The 20,837-nt window shown below is 59.6% G+C and carries 10 protein-coding genes, 4 tRNA genes and 5 rRNA genes; 12 read left to right on the forward strand and 7 right to left on the reverse strand.

Features of this window, described 5'->3' with window-relative positions; genetic code table 11:
• Positions 1-32 precede the first annotated feature (32 nt).
• From BM345_RS24605 to rrf (BM345_RS24645), 9 genes are all read left to right on the forward strand, one after another.
• Positions 33-109: transfer RNA gene (locus tag BM345_RS24605), tRNA-Ile, on the forward strand.
• A 28-nt stretch (positions 110-137) separates the two neighbouring features.
• Positions 138-213: transfer RNA gene (locus BM345_RS24610), tRNA-Ala, on the forward strand.
• 317 nt (positions 214-530) lie between these two features.
• Positions 531-3,403: ribosomal RNA gene (locus tag BM345_RS24615) — 23S ribosomal RNA — on the forward strand.
• Between the two features lie 128 nt (positions 3,404-3,531).
• Positions 3,532-3,644: ribosomal RNA gene (gene rrf, locus BM345_RS24620) — 5S ribosomal RNA — on the forward strand.
• Positions 3,645-4,211: 567 nt separating this feature from the next.
• A 16S ribosomal RNA gene (locus BM345_RS24625) occupies positions 4,212-5,746 on the forward strand.
• A 78-nt stretch (positions 5,747-5,824) separates the two neighbouring features.
• Positions 5,825-5,901, forward strand: a tRNA-Ile gene (locus BM345_RS24630).
• A gap of 28 nt (positions 5,902-5,929) precedes the next feature.
• A tRNA-Ala gene (locus BM345_RS24635) sits at positions 5,930-6,005 on the forward strand.
• Positions 6,006-6,322: 317 nt separating this feature from the next.
• Positions 6,323-9,195: ribosomal RNA gene (locus BM345_RS24640) — 23S ribosomal RNA — on the forward strand.
• Positions 9,196-9,323: 128 nt separating this feature from the next.
• A 5S ribosomal RNA gene (gene rrf / locus BM345_RS24645) occupies positions 9,324-9,436 on the forward strand.
• The 16S, 23S and 5S rRNA genes sit together here with 4 tRNA genes alongside, the layout of an rRNA operon.
• Positions 9,437-9,510: 74 nt before the next feature.
• On the opposite strand, the gene BM345_RS24650 is transcribed toward rrf (BM345_RS24645), so the two are convergent.
• Complete coding sequence (locus BM345_RS24650; protein ID WP_093384997.1) at positions 9,511-10,437, reverse strand: MBL fold metallo-hydrolase; 927 nt, start codon at positions 10,435-10,437, stop codon at positions 9,511-9,513.
• 17 nt (positions 10,438-10,454) lie between these two features.
• Entirely contained in the window at positions 10,455-12,143 is a 1,689-nt protein-coding gene (locus BM345_RS24655) for an AMP-binding protein (protein ID WP_093385000.1), read from the reverse strand.
• 369 nt (positions 12,144-12,512) lie between these two features.
• Here BM345_RS24655 and BM345_RS24660 point away from each other — a divergent pair, with 369 nt between their 5' ends.
• The 3 genes from BM345_RS24660 to lnt all read left to right on the forward strand — a co-directional run bounded on the left by BM345_RS24660 (position 12,513) and on the right by lnt (position 15,792).
• A complete protein-coding gene (locus tag BM345_RS24660; protein ID WP_254789984.1) occupies positions 12,513-13,184 on the forward strand; it encodes a GNAT family N-acetyltransferase in 672 nt (223 codons plus the stop codon).
• Between the two features lie 110 nt (positions 13,185-13,294).
• Complete coding sequence (locus BM345_RS24665) at positions 13,295-14,173, forward strand: HlyC/CorC family transporter (RefSeq protein WP_093385005.1); 879 nt, start codon at positions 13,295-13,297, stop codon at positions 14,171-14,173.
• Positions 14,170-15,792, forward strand: a complete 1,623-nt coding sequence (gene lnt / locus BM345_RS24670; protein WP_093385008.1) for an apolipoprotein N-acyltransferase — start codon at positions 14,170-14,172, stop codon at positions 15,790-15,792. The genes BM345_RS24665 and lnt overlap by 4 nt, the downstream gene beginning before the upstream one ends.
• On the opposite strand, the gene BM345_RS24675 is transcribed toward lnt, so the two are convergent.
• The 5 genes from BM345_RS24675 to BM345_RS24695 form a co-directional block, all read right to left on the reverse strand.
• On the reverse strand, positions 15,743-17,110 hold the full coding sequence (locus BM345_RS24675) for an FAD-binding oxidoreductase (protein WP_093385011.1): 1,368 nt from the start codon (positions 17,108-17,110) through the stop codon (positions 15,743-15,745). The genes lnt and BM345_RS24675 overlap by 50 nt on opposite strands.
• Positions 17,111-17,114: 4 nt before the next feature.
• Positions 17,115-17,978 (reverse strand): ABC transporter permease, encoded by an 864-nt coding sequence (locus tag BM345_RS24680; protein ID WP_254789986.1) that lies wholly within the window; start codon positions 17,976-17,978, stop codon positions 17,115-17,117.
• The gene (locus BM345_RS24685) at positions 17,975-18,811 is read right to left on the reverse strand and encodes an ABC transporter ATP-binding protein (RefSeq protein WP_093385013.1); all 837 of its coding nucleotides are present in this window, start codon (positions 18,809-18,811) and stop codon (positions 17,975-17,977) included. Before BM345_RS24685 ends, BM345_RS24680 begins: the two co-directional genes overlap by 4 nt.
• 75 nt (positions 18,812-18,886) lie before the next feature.
• Positions 18,887-19,876 carry an ABC transporter substrate-binding protein gene (locus BM345_RS24690; protein WP_093385016.1) on the reverse strand — a complete coding sequence of 330 codons (990 nt, stop codon included), beginning with the start codon at positions 19,874-19,876 and terminating at the stop codon, positions 18,887-18,889.
• A 70-nt stretch (positions 19,877-19,946) separates the two neighbouring features.
• Entirely contained in the window at positions 19,947-20,819 is an 873-nt protein-coding gene (locus tag BM345_RS24695; RefSeq protein ID WP_093385018.1) for a creatininase family protein, read from the reverse strand.
• Positions 20,820-20,837: the final 18 nt, after the last annotated feature.

A 20,837-nucleotide genomic window follows, 5' to 3' on the forward strand; every position in this document is an offset into this window, starting at 1 on the left:
GAAGAAGTCGAGATCGTCATTGATCTTCGATTGGGTCTGTAGCTCAGCTGGTTAGAGCACCGTCTTGATAAGGCGGGGGTCGTTGGTTCGAGCCCAACTAGACCCACCAAATCTTCTGATTTCTCGTGTGAGAGTTTGGGGGATTAGCTCAGCTGGGAGAGCACCTGCTTTGCAAGCAGGGGGTCGTCGGTTCGATCCCGTCATCCTCCACCAATCAATCGATACTTAAAAAAATTCAACACCAAAGCGGCTTTGCGTTCAGCGAGGCCTCTTTGTTGTTGATCGAGATTGTTCGATCAATCGGCTGTTCTTTAAAAATTCATAGAGTCGAATCAGCGTTGCTGATGGAAACTGCACATTCGTAAAGGTTTAGTGCAGACCGTGCCATCAGCAACATAGAATTTTTGATTGCGTCAAAAGAAACTTCAATTTCGAGTCAAATCGATTTGAAGCGGCATAACGCGCCAGGTGAAAGACCTGGCAATTCCTTGATAAACGATGAATTCTCGTGAGAGAAGTCAAAGTTATAGGGTCAAGTGAATAAGAGCACGTGGTGGATGCCTTGGCGATGATAGGCGACGAAGGACGTGATAGCCTGCGATAAGCTTCGGGGAGCTGGCAAATTAGCTTTGATCCGGAGATTTCCGAATGGGGAAACCCACCGAAAGGTATCGCATGATGAATACATAGTCATGCGAGGCGAACCGGGTGAACTGAAACATCTCAGTAGCTCGAGGAAAAGACATCAACCGAGATTCCGAAAGTAGTGGCGAGCGAAATCGGAAGAGCCTGTTAGTGATAGCACAAGACATAACGGAACAGCTTGGAAAGGCTGGCCATAGCGGGTGATAGCCCCGTACGTGAAATGACCTGTGTGGTACTGAGCTAACGACAAGTAGGGCGGGACACGTGTAATCCTGTCTGAATATGGGGGGACCATCCTCCAAGGCTAAATACTCATCATCGACCGATAGTGAACTAGTACCGTGAGGGAAAGGCGAAAAGAACCCCGGGAGGGGAGTGAAATAGATCCTGAAACCGCGTGCTTACAAAAAGTAGGAGCCTCGTAAGGGGTGACTGCGTACCTTTTGTATAATGGGTCAGCGACTTACATTCAGTGGCAAGGTTAACCGAATAGGGAAGCCGTAGAGAAATCGAGTCCGAATAGGGCGTTCAGTCGCTGGGTGTAGACCCGAAACCAAGTGATCTATCCATGGCCAGGATGAAGGTGCCGTAACAGGTACTGGAGGTCCGAACCGACTAGTGTTGCAAAACTAGCGGATGAGCTGTGGATAGGGGTGAAAGGCTAAACAAACTTGGAAATAGCTGGTTCTCTCCGAAAACTATTTAGGTAGTGCCTCAAGTATTACCATCGGGGGTAGAGCACTGTTTTGGCTAGGGGGTCATGGCGACTTACCAAACCAAGGCAAACTCCGAATACCGATGAGTACAGCTTGGGAGACAGAGCACCGGGTGCTAACGTCCGGACTCAAGAGGGAAACAACCCAGACCGCCAGCTAAGGTCCCTAAAATTGGCTAAGTGGGAAACGAAGTGGGAAGGCTAAAACAGTCAGGATGTTGGCTTAGAAGCAGCCATCATTTAAAGAAAGCGTAATAGCTCACTGATCGAGTCGTCCTGCGCGGAAGATGTAACGGGGCTAAGCCAGTTACCGAAGCTGCGGATTTGCAATTTATTGCAAGTGGTAGGAGAGCGTTCTGTAAGCCTGTGAAGGTGCGTTGTAAAGCGTGCTGGAGGTATCAGAAGTGCGAATGCTGACATGAGTAGCGTTAAAGGGGGTGAAAAGCCCCCTCGCCGTAAGCGCAAGGTTTTCTACGCAACGTTCATCGGCGTAGAGTGAGTCGGCCCCTAAGGCGAGGCAGAGATGCGTAGCTGATGGGAAACAGGTCAATATTCCTGTACCGATATATAGTGCGATGTGGGGACGGATCTTAATAGGTCATCCGGGTGTTGGATATCCCGGTTTAGTTGGATGTAGGCGTGCATTAGGCAAATCCGGTGCACATATACCGAGGCCAACGATCGAGCGAGCTTGCTCGCGAAGTGACTGAACGAGGTTCCAGGAAAAGCCACTAAGCTTCAGCTATATACGACCGTACCGCAAACCGACACTGGTGCGCGAGATGAGTATTCTAAGGCGCTTGAGAGAACTCAGGAGAAGGAACTCGGCAAATTGACACCGTAACTTCGGAAGAAGGTGTGCCCTATTAGTGTGTAGTGAACAACGAAGCATGAACGGGTTGCAAAAAATCGGTGGCTGCGACTGTTTATTAAAAACACAGCACTCTGCAAACACGAAAGTGGACGTATAGGGTGTGACGCCTGCCCGGTGCTGGAAGATTAAATGATGGGGTGCAAGCTCTTGATTGAAGTCCCAGTAAACGGCGGCCGTAACTATAACGGTCCTAAGGTAGCGAAATTCCTTGTCGGGTAAGTTCCGACCTGCACGAATGGCGTAACGATGGCCACACTGTCTCCTCCTGAGACTCAGCGAAGTTGAAATGTTTGTGATGATGCAATCTCCCCGCGGAAAGACGGAAAGACCCCATGAACCTTTACTGTAGCTTTGTATTGGACTTTGAACAGATCTGTGTAGGATAGGTGGGAGGCTTTGAAGCCAGGACGCTAGTTCTGGTGGAGCCAACGTTGAAATACCACCCTGGTGTGTTTGAGGTTCTAACCTAGGCCCGTTATCCGGGCTGGGGACAGTGCATGGTAGGCAGTTTGACTGGGGCGGTCTCCTCCCAAAGCGTAACGGAGGAGTTCGAAGGTACGCTAGTTACGGTCGGACATCGTGACGATAGTGCAATGGCATAAGCGTGCTTAACTGCGAGACTGACAAGTCGAGCAGATGCGAAAGCAGGACATAGTGATCCGGTGGTTCTGTATGGAAGGGCCATCGCTCAACGGATAAAAGGTACTCTGGGGATAACAGGCTGATACCGCCCAAGAGTTCATATCGACGGCGGTGTTTGGCACCTCGATGTCGGCTCATCTCATCCTGGGGCTGTAGCCGGTCCCAAGGGTATGGCTGTTCGCCATTTAAAGAGGTACGTGAGCTGGGTTTAAAACGTCGTGAGACAGTTTGGTCCCTATCTTCCGTGGGCGCTGCAGATTTGAGGAAGCCTGCTCCTAGTACGAGAGGACCGGAGTGGACACACCTCTGGTGTATCGGTTGTCACGCCAGTGGCATTGCCGAGTAGCTAAGTGTGGAAGAGATAACCGCTGAAAGCATCTAAGCGGGAAACTCGTTTCAAGATGAGATCTGCCGGGGCCTTGAGCCCCCTAAAGAGTCGTTCAAGACCAGGACGTTGATAGGTCAGGTGTGGAAGCGCAGTAATGCGTTAAGCTAACTGATACTAATTGCTCGTGCGGCTTGACCCTATAACTTTGATCAGTCAGATCAAGGTGTTATGCCAAGTTGACGCATTCAAAATAATTCGCCAAAAGCTGATTCCAAACTCTATGAATCCGTTTGATTGATCGTGTGATCAGTCAGACAACAAGTTATGCCTGATGACCATAGCGAGGTGGTCCCACTCCTTCCCATCCCGAACAGGACAGTGAAACGCCTCCGCGCCGATGATAGTGCGGGTTCCCGTGTGAAAGTAGGTCATCGTCAGGCTCTTACAGCCCAAAAAAGCCCAGCCAGAAATGGTTGGGCTTTTTTATCTATATAAGTGTGAGACTCTCAAAAAGAGGTGTCGGATTCTTCGAATCGAAAGGCCGGCAGCTGAGAGTTGAATAAAAACTTCTTGGAAGTTGCGCGAAACGAAAATTTCGTGTCATAATTCAAGGCTCAGCTCAAAACGAGCTGCCCGAGGCAGGCAAGACGATAAGTCAGGTTTGCAAGGGGTGCCAGGCAGCCAAGGCTGCGGGTGCTTCGAGAGGGTGGTGTGAGGTGAGCAAGCAGGTCGAAAGACCCGCAGGTTTGACAGGGTATTAAATACTGTGTCATAATCGAAGGCTCCGCTGATCGCAGCGGACGGCGCAAGAAGATCGAAAGGTCGAGCGGCGCGAAGAGATCGTTAAAAATATACAGCCGATAAGCGTGGGCGTTTGAAGGTAATTGCCAAGTTCTTCGGAACTAAGTCGCAAGACTTTAAACGCTCATGAGAATAGAAGTGAAGTTCACTTCAATTCCGTTTTTGTGAGTTTTGCTTGATCGCGAGATCAGGCGCAAATCAAGATCGAACTATAGAGTTTGATCCTGGCTCAGATTGAACGCTGGCGGCATGCCTTACACATGCAAGTCGAACGGCAGCACGGGAGCAATCCTGGTGGCGAGTGGCGAACGGGTGAGTAATACATCGGAACGTGCCCAATCGTGGGGGATAACGCAGCGAAAGCTGTGCTAATACCGCATAAGATCTACGGATGAAAGCAGGGGATCGCAAGACCTTGCGCGAATGGAGCGGCCGATGGCAGATTAGGTAGTTGGTGGGGTAAAGGCTCACCAAGCCAACGATCTGTAGCTGGTCTGAGAGGACGACCAGCCACACTGGGACTGAGACACGGCCCAGACTCCTACGGGAGGCAGCAGTGGGGAATTTTGGACAATGGGCGCAAGCCTGATCCAGCCATGCCGCGTGCAGGATGAAGGCCTTCGGGTTGTAAACTGCTTTTGTACGGAACGAAAAGTCTCTTTCTAATAAAGAGGGATCATGACGGTACCGTAAGAATAAGCACCGGCTAACTACGTGCCAGCAGCCGCGGTAATACGTAGGGTGCAAGCGTTAATCGGAATTACTGGGCGTAAAGCGTGCGCAGGCGGTTATGTAAGACAGTTGTGAAATCCCCGGGCTCAACCTGGGAACTGCATCTGTGACTGCATAGCTAGAGTACGGTAGAGGGGGATGGAATTCCGCGTGTAGCAGTGAAATGCGTAGATATGCGGAGGAACACCGATGGCGAAGGCAATCCCCTGGACCTGTACTGACGCTCATGCACGAAAGCGTGGGGAGCAAACAGGATTAGATACCCTGGTAGTCCACGCCCTAAACGATGTCAACTGGTTGTTGGGTCTTCACTGACTCAGTAACGAAGCTAACGCGTGAAGTTGACCGCCTGGGGAGTACGGCCGCAAGGTTGAAACTCAAAGGAATTGACGGGGACCCGCACAAGCGGTGGATGATGTGGTTTAATTCGATGCAACGCGAAAAACCTTACCCACCTTTGACATGTACGGAATTTGCCAGAGATGGCTTAGTGCTCGAAAGAGAACCGTAACACAGGTGCTGCATGGCTGTCGTCAGCTCGTGTCGTGAGATGTTGGGTTAAGTCCCGCAACGAGCGCAACCCTTGTCATTAGTTGCTACATTTAGTTGGGCACTCTAATGAGACTGCCGGTGACAAACCGGAGGAAGGTGGGGATGACGTCAAGTCCTCATGGCCCTTATAGGTGGGGCTACACACGTCATACAATGGCTGGTACAAAGGGTTGCCAACCCGCGAGGGGGAGCTAATCCCATAAAACCAGTCGTAGTCCGGATCGCAGTCTGCAACTCGACTGCGTGAAGTCGGAATCGCTAGTAATCGTGGATCAGAATGTCACGGTGAATACGTTCCCGGGTCTTGTACACACCGCCCGTCACACCATGGGAGCGGGTTCTGCCAGAAGTAGTTAGCCTAACCGCAAGGAGGGCGATTACCACGGCAGGGTTCGTGACTGGGGTGAAGTCGTAACAAGGTAGCCGTATCGGAAGGTGCGGCTGGATCACCTCCTTTCTGGAAACCGCAATTTAATTTAAACGCCCACACTTATCGGTTGTTGGAAGAAGTCGAGATCGTCATTGATCTTCGATTGGGTCTGTAGCTCAGCTGGTTAGAGCACCGTCTTGATAAGGCGGGGGTCGTTGGTTCGAGCCCAACTAGACCCACCAAATCTTCTGATTTCTCGTGTGAGAGTTTGGGGGATTAGCTCAGCTGGGAGAGCACCTGCTTTGCAAGCAGGGGGTCGTCGGTTCGATCCCGTCATCCTCCACCAATCAATCGATACTTAAAAAAATTCAACACCAAAGCGGCTTTGCGTTCAGCGAGGCCTCTTTGTTGTTGATCGAGATTGTTCGATCAATCGGCTGTTCTTTAAAAATTCATAGAGTCGAATCAGCGTTGCTGATGGAAACTGCACATTCGTAAAGGTTTAGTGCAGACCGTGCCATCAGCAACATAGAATTTTTGATTGCGTCAAAAGAAACTTCAATTTCGAGTCAAATCGATTTGAAGCGGCATAACGCGCCAGGTGAAAGACCTGGCAATTCCTTGATAAACGATGAATTCTCGTGAGAGAAGTCAAAGTTATAGGGTCAAGTGAATAAGAGCACGTGGTGGATGCCTTGGCGATGATAGGCGACGAAGGACGTGATAGCCTGCGATAAGCTTCGGGGAGCTGGCAAATTAGCTTTGATCCGGAGATTTCCGAATGGGGAAACCCACCGAAAGGTATCGCATGATGAATACATAGTCATGCGAGGCGAACCGGGTGAACTGAAACATCTCAGTAGCTCGAGGAAAAGACATCAACCGAGATTCCGAAAGTAGTGGCGAGCGAAATCGGAAGAGCCTGTTAGTGATAGCACAAGACATAACGGAACAGCTTGGAAAGGCTGGCCATAGCGGGTGATAGCCCCGTACGTGAAATGACCTGTGTGGTACTGAGCTAACGACAAGTAGGGCGGGACACGTGTAATCCTGTCTGAATATGGGGGGACCATCCTCCAAGGCTAAATACTCATCATCGACCGATAGTGAACTAGTACCGTGAGGGAAAGGCGAAAAGAACCCCGGGAGGGGAGTGAAATAGATCCTGAAACCGCGTGCTTACAAAAAGTAGGAGCCTCGTAAGGGGTGACTGCGTACCTTTTGTATAATGGGTCAGCGACTTACATTCAGTGGCAAGGTTAACCGAATAGGGAAGCCGTAGAGAAATCGAGTCCGAATAGGGCGTTCAGTCGCTGGGTGTAGACCCGAAACCAAGTGATCTATCCATGGCCAGGATGAAGGTGCCGTAACAGGTACTGGAGGTCCGAACCGACTAGTGTTGCAAAACTAGCGGATGAGCTGTGGATAGGGGTGAAAGGCTAAACAAACTTGGAAATAGCTGGTTCTCTCCGAAAACTATTTAGGTAGTGCCTCAAGTATTACCATCGGGGGTAGAGCACTGTTTTGGCTAGGGGGTCATGGCGACTTACCAAACCAAGGCAAACTCCGAATACCGATGAGTACAGCTTGGGAGACAGAGCACCGGGTGCTAACGTCCGGACTCAAGAGGGAAACAACCCAGACCGCCAGCTAAGGTCCCTAAAATTGGCTAAGTGGGAAACGAAGTGGGAAGGCTAAAACAGTCAGGATGTTGGCTTAGAAGCAGCCATCATTTAAAGAAAGCGTAATAGCTCACTGATCGAGTCGTCCTGCGCGGAAGATGTAACGGGGCTAAGCCAGTTACCGAAGCTGCGGATTTGCAATTTATTGCAAGTGGTAGGAGAGCGTTCTGTAAGCCTGTGAAGGTGCGTTGTAAAGCGTGCTGGAGGTATCAGAAGTGCGAATGCTGACATGAGTAGCGTTAAAGGGGGTGAAAAGCCCCCTCGCCGTAAGCGCAAGGTTTTCTACGCAACGTTCATCGGCGTAGAGTGAGTCGGCCCCTAAGGCGAGGCAGAGATGCGTAGCTGATGGGAAACAGGTCAATATTCCTGTACCGATATATAGTGCGATGTGGGGACGGATCTTAATAGGTCATCCGGGTGTTGGATATCCCGGTTTAGTTGGATGTAGGCGTGCATTAGGCAAATCCGGTGCACATATACCGAGGCCAACGATCGAGCGAGCTTGCTCGCGAAGTGACTGAACGAGGTTCCAGGAAAAGCCACTAAGCTTCAGCTATATACGACCGTACCGCAAACCGACACTGGTGCGCGAGATGAGTATTCTAAGGCGCTTGAGAGAACTCAGGAGAAGGAACTCGGCAAATTGACACCGTAACTTCGGAAGAAGGTGTGCCCTATTAGTGTGTAGTGAACAACGAAGCATGAACGGGTTGCAAAAAATCGGTGGCTGCGACTGTTTATTAAAAACACAGCACTCTGCAAACACGAAAGTGGACGTATAGGGTGTGACGCCTGCCCGGTGCTGGAAGATTAAATGATGGGGTGCAAGCTCTTGATTGAAGTCCCAGTAAACGGCGGCCGTAACTATAACGGTCCTAAGGTAGCGAAATTCCTTGTCGGGTAAGTTCCGACCTGCACGAATGGCGTAACGATGGCCACACTGTCTCCTCCTGAGACTCAGCGAAGTTGAAATGTTTGTGATGATGCAATCTCCCCGCGGAAAGACGGAAAGACCCCATGAACCTTTACTGTAGCTTTGTATTGGACTTTGAACAGATCTGTGTAGGATAGGTGGGAGGCTTTGAAGCCAGGACGCTAGTTCTGGTGGAGCCAACGTTGAAATACCACCCTGGTGTGTTTGAGGTTCTAACCTAGGCCCGTTATCCGGGCTGGGGACAGTGCATGGTAGGCAGTTTGACTGGGGCGGTCTCCTCCCAAAGCGTAACGGAGGAGTTCGAAGGTACGCTAGTTACGGTCGGACATCGTGACGATAGTGCAATGGCATAAGCGTGCTTAACTGCGAGACTGACAAGTCGAGCAGATGCGAAAGCAGGACATAGTGATCCGGTGGTTCTGTATGGAAGGGCCATCGCTCAACGGATAAAAGGTACTCTGGGGATAACAGGCTGATACCGCCCAAGAGTTCATATCGACGGCGGTGTTTGGCACCTCGATGTCGGCTCATCTCATCCTGGGGCTGTAGCCGGTCCCAAGGGTATGGCTGTTCGCCATTTAAAGAGGTACGTGAGCTGGGTTTAAAACGTCGTGAGACAGTTTGGTCCCTATCTTCCGTGGGCGCTGCAGATTTGAGGAAGCCTGCTCCTAGTACGAGAGGACCGGAGTGGACACACCTCTGGTGTATCGGTTGTCACGCCAGTGGCATTGCCGAGTAGCTAAGTGTGGAAGAGATAACCGCTGAAAGCATCTAAGCGGGAAACTCGTTTCAAGATGAGATCTGCCGGGGCCTTGAGCCCCCTAAAGAGTCGTTCAAGACCAGGACGTTGATAGGTCAGGTGTGGAAGCGCAGTAATGCGTTAAGCTAACTGATACTAATTGCTCGTGCGGCTTGACCCTATAACTTTGATCAGTCAGATCAAGGTGTTATGCCAAGTTGACGCATTCAAAATAATTCGCCAAAAGCTGATTCCAAACTCTATGAATCCGTTTGATTGATCGTGTGATCAGTCAGACAACAAGTTATGCCTGATGACCATAGCGAGGTGGTCCCACTCCTTCCCATCCCGAACAGGACAGTGAAACGCCTCCGCGCCGATGATAGTGCGGGTTCCCGTGTGAAAGTAGGTCATCGTCAGGCTCTTACAGCCCAAAAAAGCCCAACCAGAAATGGTTGGGCTTTTTTGCTTTCTGGCTTTGAAAATGAATTGAAGCTCAGGGTGCGTCGAACAGGAGATCGCCTTCGCGGCGGGCGGCGCCAGATCGAACGAGTTCGTTCAGCAATTCGCCGCTCCACTCCTGGAGGTCGCGATCCGCGGCAAATCGTTGGTGTACCTCGCGAAGATAAGCGGCGCCAGATAGCCACGTCTGGAAGTCCTCCGCGCAGACTTTCTTCATTTCCAGCAGCTTGAACTTGATCAGTACCTTGATGGCATGCCTCGCATGCTTTTGAGGCGATCGGACGAAAGCGTCCAGGCGTTCGCGGGCGGTGGCCAAGGCCGCATCGACCTGCTCGAACACAGCGCCGTGCCCAGGGATCACGCAATCGGGCTTCAGGGATTCGATCAGGTCCAGCGTGGCTGCCACTTCATCGAAGGAGGGCTCTCCCCACATTTCGGGAAAGACGATCCCGAACCCCTTTTCCCAGAGCGCATCGCCCGAAATCAGAAGGCCGGCATCGGGCCTGTACAGCAGGACTGCGTGCGGATCATGGCCAGGCGCCGCGTGGACTTCCCAGCTTGCGTCGCCCAGGCTCACCGTCGTGCCCGGCTCCAGCGTTCCGTTTATCCTGAAGCGCGGACACTCCTGGCCCGTGGCGCGATAGCTGAGCTTGTCTTCGTCCCAAACGCGCACAGCCTCGGCCTCGCCCGGCGGAACCAGAGTTCGCAGGCTGGGATAGCGGGCCTGCAAGGCCGCGTTCCCACCGCAGTGATCGCTGTGAAGATGCGTATTGACGAGGAGATCCAGCGACCGATGCCCCAACGCCTGGCCGACGAGTGCCAGCGTCTGCGCCGAGTGTGTGCAATAGCCGGAATCGACCAGAGCAGCTTGCTCGCTGCCGATCAGCAATACGTTGTTGGAAGACAGCCAGCCCCGCTCCAGCACCTGGACATCGGCGGGGAGCCGGGCGTGGATGCTCACCGGCTCAGGCCCGGGCCTCAATGCGCCGCCGGCCGCAGCTCGCGGCGCAGGATCTTGCCGACGTTGGTCTTGGGCAGCGCATCGCGAAACTCGATGTGCTTGGGCCGCTTGTAGCCAGTGAGCCGGTCGTGGCAATAGCGCAGCACGTCTTCCTCGCTCAGCGACGCGTCGCGGCGGACCACGAAGACCTTGATGGCTTCGCCCTGCCGCTCGTCCGGCACGCCGACCGCCGCGCATTCCACGACACCCGGGCACAGTGAAATGACGTTCTCCAACTCGTTGGGAAACACGTTGAAGCCGCTCACCAGGATCATGTCCTTCTTGCGGTCCACGATACGGCTCTGGCCGTCGCTCATCATGACGGCAATGTCGCCGGTGCGCATGAATCCGTCGGCTGTGAAGGCCGCGGCCGTCTCGGCCGGCTGGTTGTAGTAGCCCACCATCACGTTGGGCCCCTTGATGCACAGCTCGCCCGCTTCGCCCTCGGGCAGCGTCTGGCCGGCGTCGTCCTTGATGGCGATCTCGATGCCCGGCAAGGGCAGGCCGATGGTGCCGGAGAAGGTGGTGTTCATCACAGGGTTGTTGGTGCCGATGGCGCAGGTCTCGCTCATGCCCCAGCCTTCGATCATGGCGCAGCCTGTAGCCTCTTGCCAGCGCTGCGCCGTGCCTTCCGAGGCCGCCATGCCCCCGGCCTGCGAGACGAAGAGCGTGGAGAAGTCCACCGTCTTGAGGTCCGGCTGCATCAGCAGGCCGTTGAAGAGCGTGTTCACCGCCGGCAGCATGTGGAACGGCCGCTTCTTCAGTACCGCGATGAACTTGCGCATGTCGCGGGGATTGGGAATGAGCGTGAGGTGCGAACCCTGGCGGATCGCCAGCAGGCACAGCGTGAGCGCGAAGATGTGGTACAGGGGCAGTGCTGCGATGCTGTTGACCTTGCTCAGGTCCCCCGCCTTCCCCAGTGCCGGGGTGAACCAGGCCTCCGCCTGCAGCGTCGCCGCCACGATGTTGCGATGAGTGAGCACGGCCCCCTTGGACAAGCCCGTCGTGCCGCCCGTGTACTGGAGGAAGGCGATCGAATCGAGCGTGTCGCTCGTCGGCGCGAGCGTGCGCCCACGGCCTTCCGACACGGCATTGGAAAAACGCGTGACCGTGCGGCCCTTGTCCAGCGGCAGCTTGTACGCAGGCACCATCTTCGCCAGGTTGCGCACGGCGAAAGTGATCCACTGGCCATACAGCCCGCCCAGCAGGTCGCCCATCGCCGTCACCACCACGTGCTGGATGCCGGTGCGTTCGATCACCTGCTCCAGCGTGTGGGCGAAGTTCTCGAGGATGACGATGCTCGTCGCACCGGAGTCCTTCAACTGGTGTTCCAGTTCGCGAGCGGTGTAGAGCGGATTGACGTTGACGCAGGTGTAGCCCGCGCGCAGGACCGCAGCCATGGTCACGGCGAATTGCGGAATGTTGGGCAGCATGATGGCGACCCGAGCCCCGGGTTCGAGGCCTCGGCTCTGCAGCCAGGCGCCAAGCGCGGCCGAGAGCTCGTCCAGCTCCCGGTACGACATCCACTTTTCCATGCACACTGAAAATGGCCGGTCGGCGTAGCGCTTGAAGGATTCCTCGAAAAGCTGGCCCAGCGAGCGGTACTGCTCCGGGTCGACCGTGTGCGGTACGCCGGCGGGATAGTTCTTGAGCACGGATGTCTGCATGCAATCTCCTTTGGGCTCGCATTGTCCGAAAGCGGACTGCAAGCTCACAGCGGGCTTGTCCTAGCCTCCAGCGATCCATGTTCCAAACGTGTCACGGATGTGACCATCCGCTGGATCCGACACTGGGGTTAGCGCGGGTCGCGTGCCGGTCGCTTCGGCGTTGGAATGGGCATTCCAGCCCACGCCCCTGCGAATCCGTGCCCTGCGACCGCCCTTTGAGAACTATTCCTCGAACAACCCCCAGTATCTGCCGGGGCATGTCGCGCACGCGCTTGAAGACCAAGGGAAAACCCTTATATTTGCGTCATGCATCCAGCCATGGCCTTATTCAAAGCCTCGCTCGGCGCCGGTACCTTTCTCAGAATGCCGATGGTTGAGCAGCGCACCACCGCCGCGACCAGCGCGGCCCAGCAACCGATCCTCGTGCCCATCCGATCCATCGGCCCGGGCGAGCGCGAGCGCATCGCCACCCACCTCCTGGCGCTCGATACGCACGACCGCTACCTGCGCTTCGGCTACAGCGCCTCGGACGAGCAGATCCGCCGCTACGTTGACGGACTGAACTTCGAGCGCGACGAGATCTTCGGCATCTACAACCGCCGCCTCGAGCTCATCGCGATGGCCCATCTGGCCTTTGCGCCCGAGGGCCAGCCCAACGAATGCGCCGAGTTCGGCGTCTCCGTGTCCAAGCACGCCCGCGGCCGAGGCTACGGGGCGCGCTTGTTCGAGCGCGCCGAGGTCACCGCCCGCAACGCCGGCGTGCACATGCTGTTCATCCATGCGCTGAGCGAAAACGCGGCCATGCTGAAGATCGCCCGAAAGGCCGGCGCCCACGTGGTGCGCAGCGGTTCCGAATCCGAGGCGCACCTGGAGCTGCCCGAGGCCACGCTGGACAGCCGCATGAGCGAGATCGCCCTCGACCACTTCGCCGAGATCGACTTTCGCCTGAAGACCCGCGCCAAGCAGTTCTGGGCTTTCCTGGCCGGCGTGCAGGAAATCCGCCAGGGCGTGCGCGACGCGCGCGACAAGTCTTCCGCCTGAAACGCCGGACGCCCGCGCGGCTCGGCCGCGATCCGCGCCTACGGGGAGATTCACGGGTCTGACCGGGCAATCCGGTATCCTTGGCCTCTTCCCAACTATCGCCCCCTGCAGTGGCAGACCCCCACCCTGAACGCCCTTCCATCGAGCGGGAAGACAAGCGCAGTTTTCTCCAGAAGCTCGTCGAGTTCATCCATCCCGGGCCTGATTCGCGTGACGAGCTGATCGAAACGCTCGCCGATGCCGAGGACAACGATGTCATCGGCGCCGAATCCCGCGTGATGCTCGAAGGCGTGCTGCGCATGGCCGACATGACAGCCGGCGACGTGATGGTGGCGGCTCCGCGCATGGACCTGGTCGACATCGACGATCCGCTCGAGACGCTGATCCACACCGTGATCGACACCGCGCACTCGCGCTTCCCGGTGTTCGAGGGCGACAAGGAAAACATCATCGGCATCCTGCTGGCGAAGGACCTGCTCAAGCTGCAGCGCTCGCCCTCGCTGTCGATCCGCGCCCTGCTGCGCACGCCCACCTTCGTGCCCGAGAGCAAGGGCCTGAACGACCTGCTGCGCGAATTCCGCGGCAACCGCAACCACCTGGCCATCGTCATCGACGAGTTCGGCCGCGTGGCCGGGCTCATCACCATCGAGGACGTGCTCGAGCAGATCGTGGGCGAGATCGAGGACGAGTTCGACATCGCCGAGGACGAGGGCGACATCTTCGGCCTGGCCGACCACACCTACCGCGTCTCGGGCGACACGCCGGTCGAACGCGTGGCCGAGGCCTTCGGCATCGAGTTCGACGCGGAGCAGCTGACGGAGGACTTCGAGACCATCGGTGGCCTGATCGCGCACGAGATGGGCCACGTGCCCAAGCGCGGCGAGCACCACGTCATCGGCGGCTTCGACTTCTTCGTGCTGCACACCAAGGGCGGTGCGGTGCGCTGGTTCAAGGTCTCGCCGGCGCGCGGCGGCGACGCGGCGGATTGACCTCTCTCCTTTCAACGGCGCAAGGCCGCTGGCTGGCCCGCCTGCTGCCCTGGCTGGCCGGCCTGGCGCAGGCCTTGTCCATCGCGTCTCCCTGGAACGGCCAGCCCCTATGGTGGCTGCAGCTGGTCTCGCTGGCCCTGCTCGTATGGCTGCTCGACCGTGAGCGCGCCGACGCCGACCCGCGGGCCTGGCTGCGCGCCGGCTACAGTGCCTGGGCCTTCGCCACTGCGTGGCTGTGCGGCGCCACCTGGTGGATGTACGTGTCGATGCACACCTACGGCGGGCTGGCGGCCCCGCTGGCCGCCCTCGCGGTCTTCCTGCTGTCGGCGGCGCTGTCGCTCTACTACGGGCTGGCCGGCGCGCTGTATGCCAGGTGGGCACCACGCAGGCTGCTGCCGTCGGCATTGCTGTTCGCAGCCCTTTGGACAATGGCCGAGCTGCTGCGCAACAGCCTCTTCACCGGCTTCCCTTGGGGCGCCGGCGGCTATGCGCATCTCGACGGCCCGCTGATCGTCTTCGCACGCAGCGTGGGCGTCTACGGCATCGGCGCCCTGGCCGCGATCATCGCGGTGCTGCTGGCCCGGGTGCCGGCGCTGAACCCGCGTCGCGCGAAGTCCTGGATCGTTCCAGCGGCGCTCGCGGCCTTCCTCGTTTACGGCGGCGTGGCCTCCAACTGCCTGCGAACTGAATGCCGGCCGCAGGCCAGCATGGGCAGCGCCGGCCCCATCGACGTGGCACTCCTGCAGGGCAACATCCCTCAGGACGAGAAATTCATTCCCGGCGGCGGCGTCGCCACGGCCCTGCGCTGGTACGGCGAGCAGCTCATGGCCAACCGCGCGCCACTGGTCATCACGCCCGAGACGGCGATCCCGCTGCTGCCCTCGCAACTGCCGCCCGGCTACCTGGATGCGATCGCCAAGCGCTACGCCAGCGGCGAGCAGGCGGCCATCGTCGGCCTGCCCCTGGGTGATGGCCGCGACTACACCAACTCCGTGCTCGGCTTCGCACCGGGGCTCGCCCAGCCCTACCGTTACGACAAGGCGCACCTGGTGCCCTTCGGCGAATTCGTGCCCTCGATGTTCCGCTGGTTCACCAACATGATGAACATCCCGCTAGGCGACTTCCGCAGCGGCGGCCTGGCGCAGCCGGCCTTCCAGTGGAAAGGCCAGCGCATCGCGCCCAACATCTGCTACGAGGACTTGTTCGGCGACGAGATCGGCGCCAACTTCCGCGACGAGGCGAATGCGCCCACGGTGCTGCTCAACGTGAGCAACATCGCCTGGTTCGGCGACACCATCGCCATCGACCAGCACAAGGCGATCTCGCGCATGCGGGCCATCGAGTTCGAGCGGCCGATGGTGCGCGCCACCAACACCGGCGCCACCGTGGTCATCGACCATCGCGGCCGCGTCACGCACGAGCTGCCGCGCATGACGCGCGGCGTGCTCACGGCGCAGGTGGAAGGCCGCACCGGCCTCACGCCCTACGCGCGCTGGGTGGCCAAGTACGGGTTGTGGCCGATCTGGGTGGGCGCGCTGTCGATCGTCGCCGCCACCCTCGCCGGGCGCCTCAGGGCGCGGCGCCTGCGGCAGGCCAGTCGCGCAGCTTCCCCGGATTGAGCAGGCCCAGCGGGTCGAAACGCTTCTTCACCGCCACCACCTCGGGCGGCAAAGCGCCGCCCGCCTTGCCGTCTTCCACGATGTAGACGTGCGGGTTGTTGATGCGCACGCCGCGTTCCCGGTGCAGCGCCATGATTTCGTCCAGCCGCTCTTCGGTGGAAAAGCGCACCAGCTGCAGCGCACTGGTGGTGATGCGGCCCTCCAGGTTGCGCAGGAATTCGGCATGCATCAGCACCTCGCCGCCCAGCAGCGCTTCCATCTCGCGGATCTGCCGCACGTGCTCGCCGGGCGTGAAGGCGCTCTGCAGGTAGGTGAGCGACTTGTCGATCTTCAGCGCATGCAGCGTGGTGTGGTTCCAGGTGAACTCCATCAGCGTGCGGTTGCTCTTCTTCACTTCCTCGGCCGTCTTGCGGTAAGTCACCGTGCCGCCGCGTGCGGCCACCAGCTCCATGAGCGGCTCTTCGCAGGATTCGGCGACCAGCGAGAGCACCGCATGGCAACCCTGCGGAAGATGCTGCGCCAGCTGACCCAGGTGATCGGGCACGGGGCTGCCGAAGAAGGCGACCTCGCGCTTGACGATGCCCGGCGCATGCGCCAGCGCATCGCCGAACTCCAGGGCCCGGTCGAAGTCCTCGAACACCACCAGCGTCTCCAGCCAGGGATGCGCGGGTGCCAGGCCGACCTCGACCTCCAGCACCAGGCCGTTGGTGCCCCAGAGGTGGTGCATGCGCAGCGCCTCGGCGCCCCGCAGCTCGACGACCTGCGGTTCGGCCTCGATGCTCATCGCGCGGATGCCCAGCACGTTGCCCGGCGCAGCCAGGGGCCCGTAGTTGATCGAACCCACCCCGCCGAAGCCGCCGCCGAACAGGCCACCCAGCGTCGCACTGCGGTAGGTGGAGGGAATGCAGCGCAGTTCCTGGCCACTTTCGTGCGTCTGCTTCTCCAGCGTCGACAGCCGCACACCCGCCTGCGCGCGCGCCACGCCCGGCCGAACCCAGCACACGGCGTTGAAGGCGGTCATGTCCAGCACCACGCCGCCGGCCAGCGGCGTGGTCTGGCCGTAGTTGCCGGTGCCGCTGCCGCGGATGGTGATGGGCACCTTGCGCTTCGCGCAGGCCGAGACCAGGGCGCGGATCTCGTCCTCGGTGCGCGGGCGCACCACGGCATCGGCCACCTTGTCCTTGAGCTGGCGGTGCAGCACCGGGCTGAACCAGGCGAAGTCCTGCGAGAGCCGCGCGATGCGGCTGGGGTCGGTGATCCAGTCGAGCTCGGGCAACTCCATGTGCAGCTGCTCGATGGCGGAAAGCGGGGCGTTCATCACATCAGTCCTGGGAAAGTTCGCTGGCGTGCCAGGAGCCGAGGGCCAGCTTGGTGAGCCAGGCCATCAGCACGAAGAGCGCCACGCCGGTGAGTGAAATGAGCAGCAGGGCGGCGAACATGCGCGGGATGTTCAGCTGGAAGCCCGACTGCAGGATCTGGTAGGCCAGGCCCGCGCCCTGGCCGCCGGTGCCAGCCACGAACTCCGCCACCACCGCGCCGATGAGCGCCAGGCCGCTGGAGATGCGCAGCCCGCCGAAGAAGTAGGGCAGGGCGCTCGGAATGCGCAGCCGCACCAGTTGCTGCCAGCGCGTCGCATGGTTGAGCTTGAAGTAGCTCTGCAGGTCCGGGTCCACGCTGCGCAAGCCCAGCGTGGTGTTGCTGATGATGGGAAAGAGAGCCACCAGCGCGGCACACACCACCATCGCGGCCGTCGGGTTCTTCACCCAGATGATGATGAGCGGCGCGACCGCCACGATGGGCGTCACCTGCAGCAGCACTGCGTAGGGGAACAGGGCCGTCTCGATGCGCTTGCTCTGCACGAAGAGGAAGGACACCAGCACGCCGATCACCGTGGCGAGCACGAAGGACAGCACCGTCACCTTCAGCGTGGTCAGCAGCGCGCCACCGAGCGCGGCCCAGTCGGTGAAGAGGGTCTGCACCATCAGGAAGGGCGAGGGCACCAGGTAGGGCGGCAGCTCCATCGCGGTCACCAGGGCCTGCCAGATTCCGACCAGCACGATGCCGACTGCCAGCGGATAGATCACGCGCTGCACGTTCGGCCTGGACAGCAGCGGCGTGCGCCTGGCGGCAGCCGGCTTGCTGGAGGCGCCGGTGTGCAGCGCCGCGTTGGCGGCGATCGTGCTCATGCGTCCACCTCCTCGTTCAGGCTGCTCGCGCGCAGCAGGCTGTCCTGCAGGCGCTTGGCATGGCGCGCGAACTGCGGCGACACCATGAAGTCGGGCGTGCGCGGATAGGGCTCGTCGATGTGGAACTCCTCCACCACGCGGCCCGGCCGCGCGGCCATCATCACCACGCGGCTGGACAGGAACACCGCCTCGTGGATCGAGTGCGTGACGAAGATGACGGTGAGCTTCTTCTTGCGCCACAGCTCCAGCAGGTCGGCGTCGAGCTTGTGGCGCGTGATCTCGTCCAGCGCGCCGAAGGGCTCGTCCATCAGCAGCAGGTCGGGCTGCGTGACCAGGCCGCGGGCGATCGACACGCGCATCTGCATGCCGCCCGACAGCGCGCGGGGCAAGGCACCGGCGAACTTCGAGAGTCCGACCAGCTCCAGCGCCTCGGCCACGCGCGCATCGGCTTCCTTGCGCGGCACGCCCGCCAGGTCCAGCGGCAGGCGCACGTTGGTCTGCACGCTGGCCCAGGGCATGAGCGTGGGCGCCTGGAAGACGAAAGCCATCTTGCGGCCGGTCTGCTCGATCTGCTGCACGGGCTTGCGCCACACCAGCAGGCGCCCGTCGGTGGGATCGAGCATGCCGGCCACCATCTTGAGCAGCGTGCTCTTGCCGCAGCCCGAGGGGCCCAGCAGGGTGACGAATTCGCCTTCGGCAATGCGCATGTCCACCGGCAGCAGGGCCTGCGTGCCGTTGGGGTAGGTCTTCTGGGCGGACAGGATCTCCACCGCCGGCACGCCCGGAGCGGTGTCGGGCGGCGGGGCGAAGACCTCGGGGTCGATTCGGTTCATGCAGGGGGCCTTTCGGTGGCGCGGGCGCTGTTCTTCTTCCCAGCGCCCGCTATTTCAGGGCGTTGGCAAGCAGGCTCAGGGAAGGACCTTGGCGTCCTTGATGAAGTCCGTCGTGTAGGTGCTGGCCAGCTGCACCTTGCTCGGGTCCAGCAGCTTGGCGGCCACCAGGAAGTCGTAGTTCTGCTTCGAGCGCGAATCGGTGATCACGCCAATGCCCAGCTTGCCGGCGTCGCCGCTGGCCACGATGCCCATCTCCTTGAGCTTGGCCACGCTGTAGGCGAGCTGGTCGTCGGTCATGTTCGGGTTGTCCTTCTTGATGAGGGCGTTGCCCGGCGCGGGGTTGGCCAGGTAGCTCTTCCAGCCCTCGGCCGAGGCCTTGACGAAGGCGGCCACTGCCTTGCTGCGGTCCTTGAGCGTCTTGTCCATGCACGACACCGTGGTGGCGTAGGCGGTGTAGCCGTGGTCGCTCATCATCAGCACCTTGGCATTCACGCCGGCCTTCTGGATCGCGTAGGGCTCGGAGGTGAGGTAGCCCTGCTGCACCGCGTTCTTGTCCGCCACGAAGGGCTGGATGTTGAAGGTGTAGGGCCGCGTCTGCGAATCGGACAGGCCGAACTTCATCTTCACCCACGGCCAGTAGCCGCGGTTGGCGCTGTTGGCAATGAGGATGGTCTTGCCCTTGAGGTCCTCGAAGCCCTTCACGTCGTCGTGGGCGATGAGCACCTGCGGGTCCTTCTGGAAGAAGGCGGCCACGGTGGTGATGGGCAGGCCGCCCTCGCGCATCTGCATGGCCTGGATGTCGCTGCTGCCCATGATGCAGTCGGTCTGGCCGGCCGCCATCATCTGTGCGATGTTGACCTGCGGGCCGCCCATCTTGATGGTCACGTCCAGGCCGTACTTCTTGTAGATGCCTTCGGCCACCGCCTGGTAGAAGCCGCCGTGCTCGGCCTGCGCGTACCAGTTGGTCATGTAGGTGAAGGCTTCCTGGGCGTGGGCCGGCGCACCGACGCTGAGCGCAAGCGCAGCGGCGATCGGGGCGAGTCGGAGGGCGATGGTCTTGCGCATGGTGGGGTTCTCCTCAGGTGATGGAATGGGGATGGAAAGGGGTGCGATGCAAGGAGTGCGCCTCTGGCACTCAGCCGGCGAAGGCCGTGCCCTGGACGCCCTGGATGAAGCCGCGCTGGTGGCCGCGCTCCCAAGTGGCTTCCTCTCGCACGACCCAGCGCAGGGCATGCAGCTCGGTCAGCGCCTGCACCCAGCTGTCGGCCAGCGTGTCCAGGATCTCCAGGCCCTGTTCGCGCGTCGCGCTGGTGGGGTCGCCGATCACGCCGCTGGGGCCGAAGTCGCGCGCCGTCCAGGCGCAGGCCGGGCGGCCGTCGCCCGACAGCAGCTTGATCGGGAAGGCGGGCGGGTAGTTGGCCGCCGCGCGCTCCATGTGCACCGTTTCGGGCGCCAGGGCCAGCATCAGCGCGGTCTCGGAATGGCCGGCGTGCATGGCGAGCTTCTTCTCCTGCTCGCTCACCTGCTTGCTGGCGGCGCTGGGCAGGCGCGACACGCCATGCGGCACGATCACGAAGTCGCCGTGGCGCAGGCGCAGCTCGCGCGCTGCCATCTCCAGCACCTGCGGCTGGCCGCCGTGGCCGTTGGCGAACAGCAGCTTGCGAAAGCCCGAGCGGTACACCGATTCGCCGATCTCGATCACGGTCGACAGCAGCGTGGTGCCCGTCAGCGTCATCGTGCCGGGGAAGTGCAGGTGCTCCTCCGACTTGCCGTAGGTGATGGTGGGCAGCGCGAAAGCGCGCACCTCGGGCGGCAGGCGCTTGAGCGCCTCGCCCATCACACCGGAGGAGATCACGCTGTCGACCGAGCAGGGCAGGTGCGGGCCGTGCTGCTCGATGGCGCCGCAGGGCAGCACGATCACCGTGTTCTCGCGGTCGGGCAACTGGTCGATCTCGGTCCGGCTCAGGTAGGGCAGGAAGCGATGGGGCGGGATGTAGCCGTGCAGCATGTCGGAGTCCTTTTTTTG

This window comes from Variovorax sp. OV329, from assembly GCF_900114785.1.
Taxonomy (GTDB): Bacteria; Pseudomonadota; Gammaproteobacteria; order Burkholderiales; family Burkholderiaceae_C; genus Variovorax.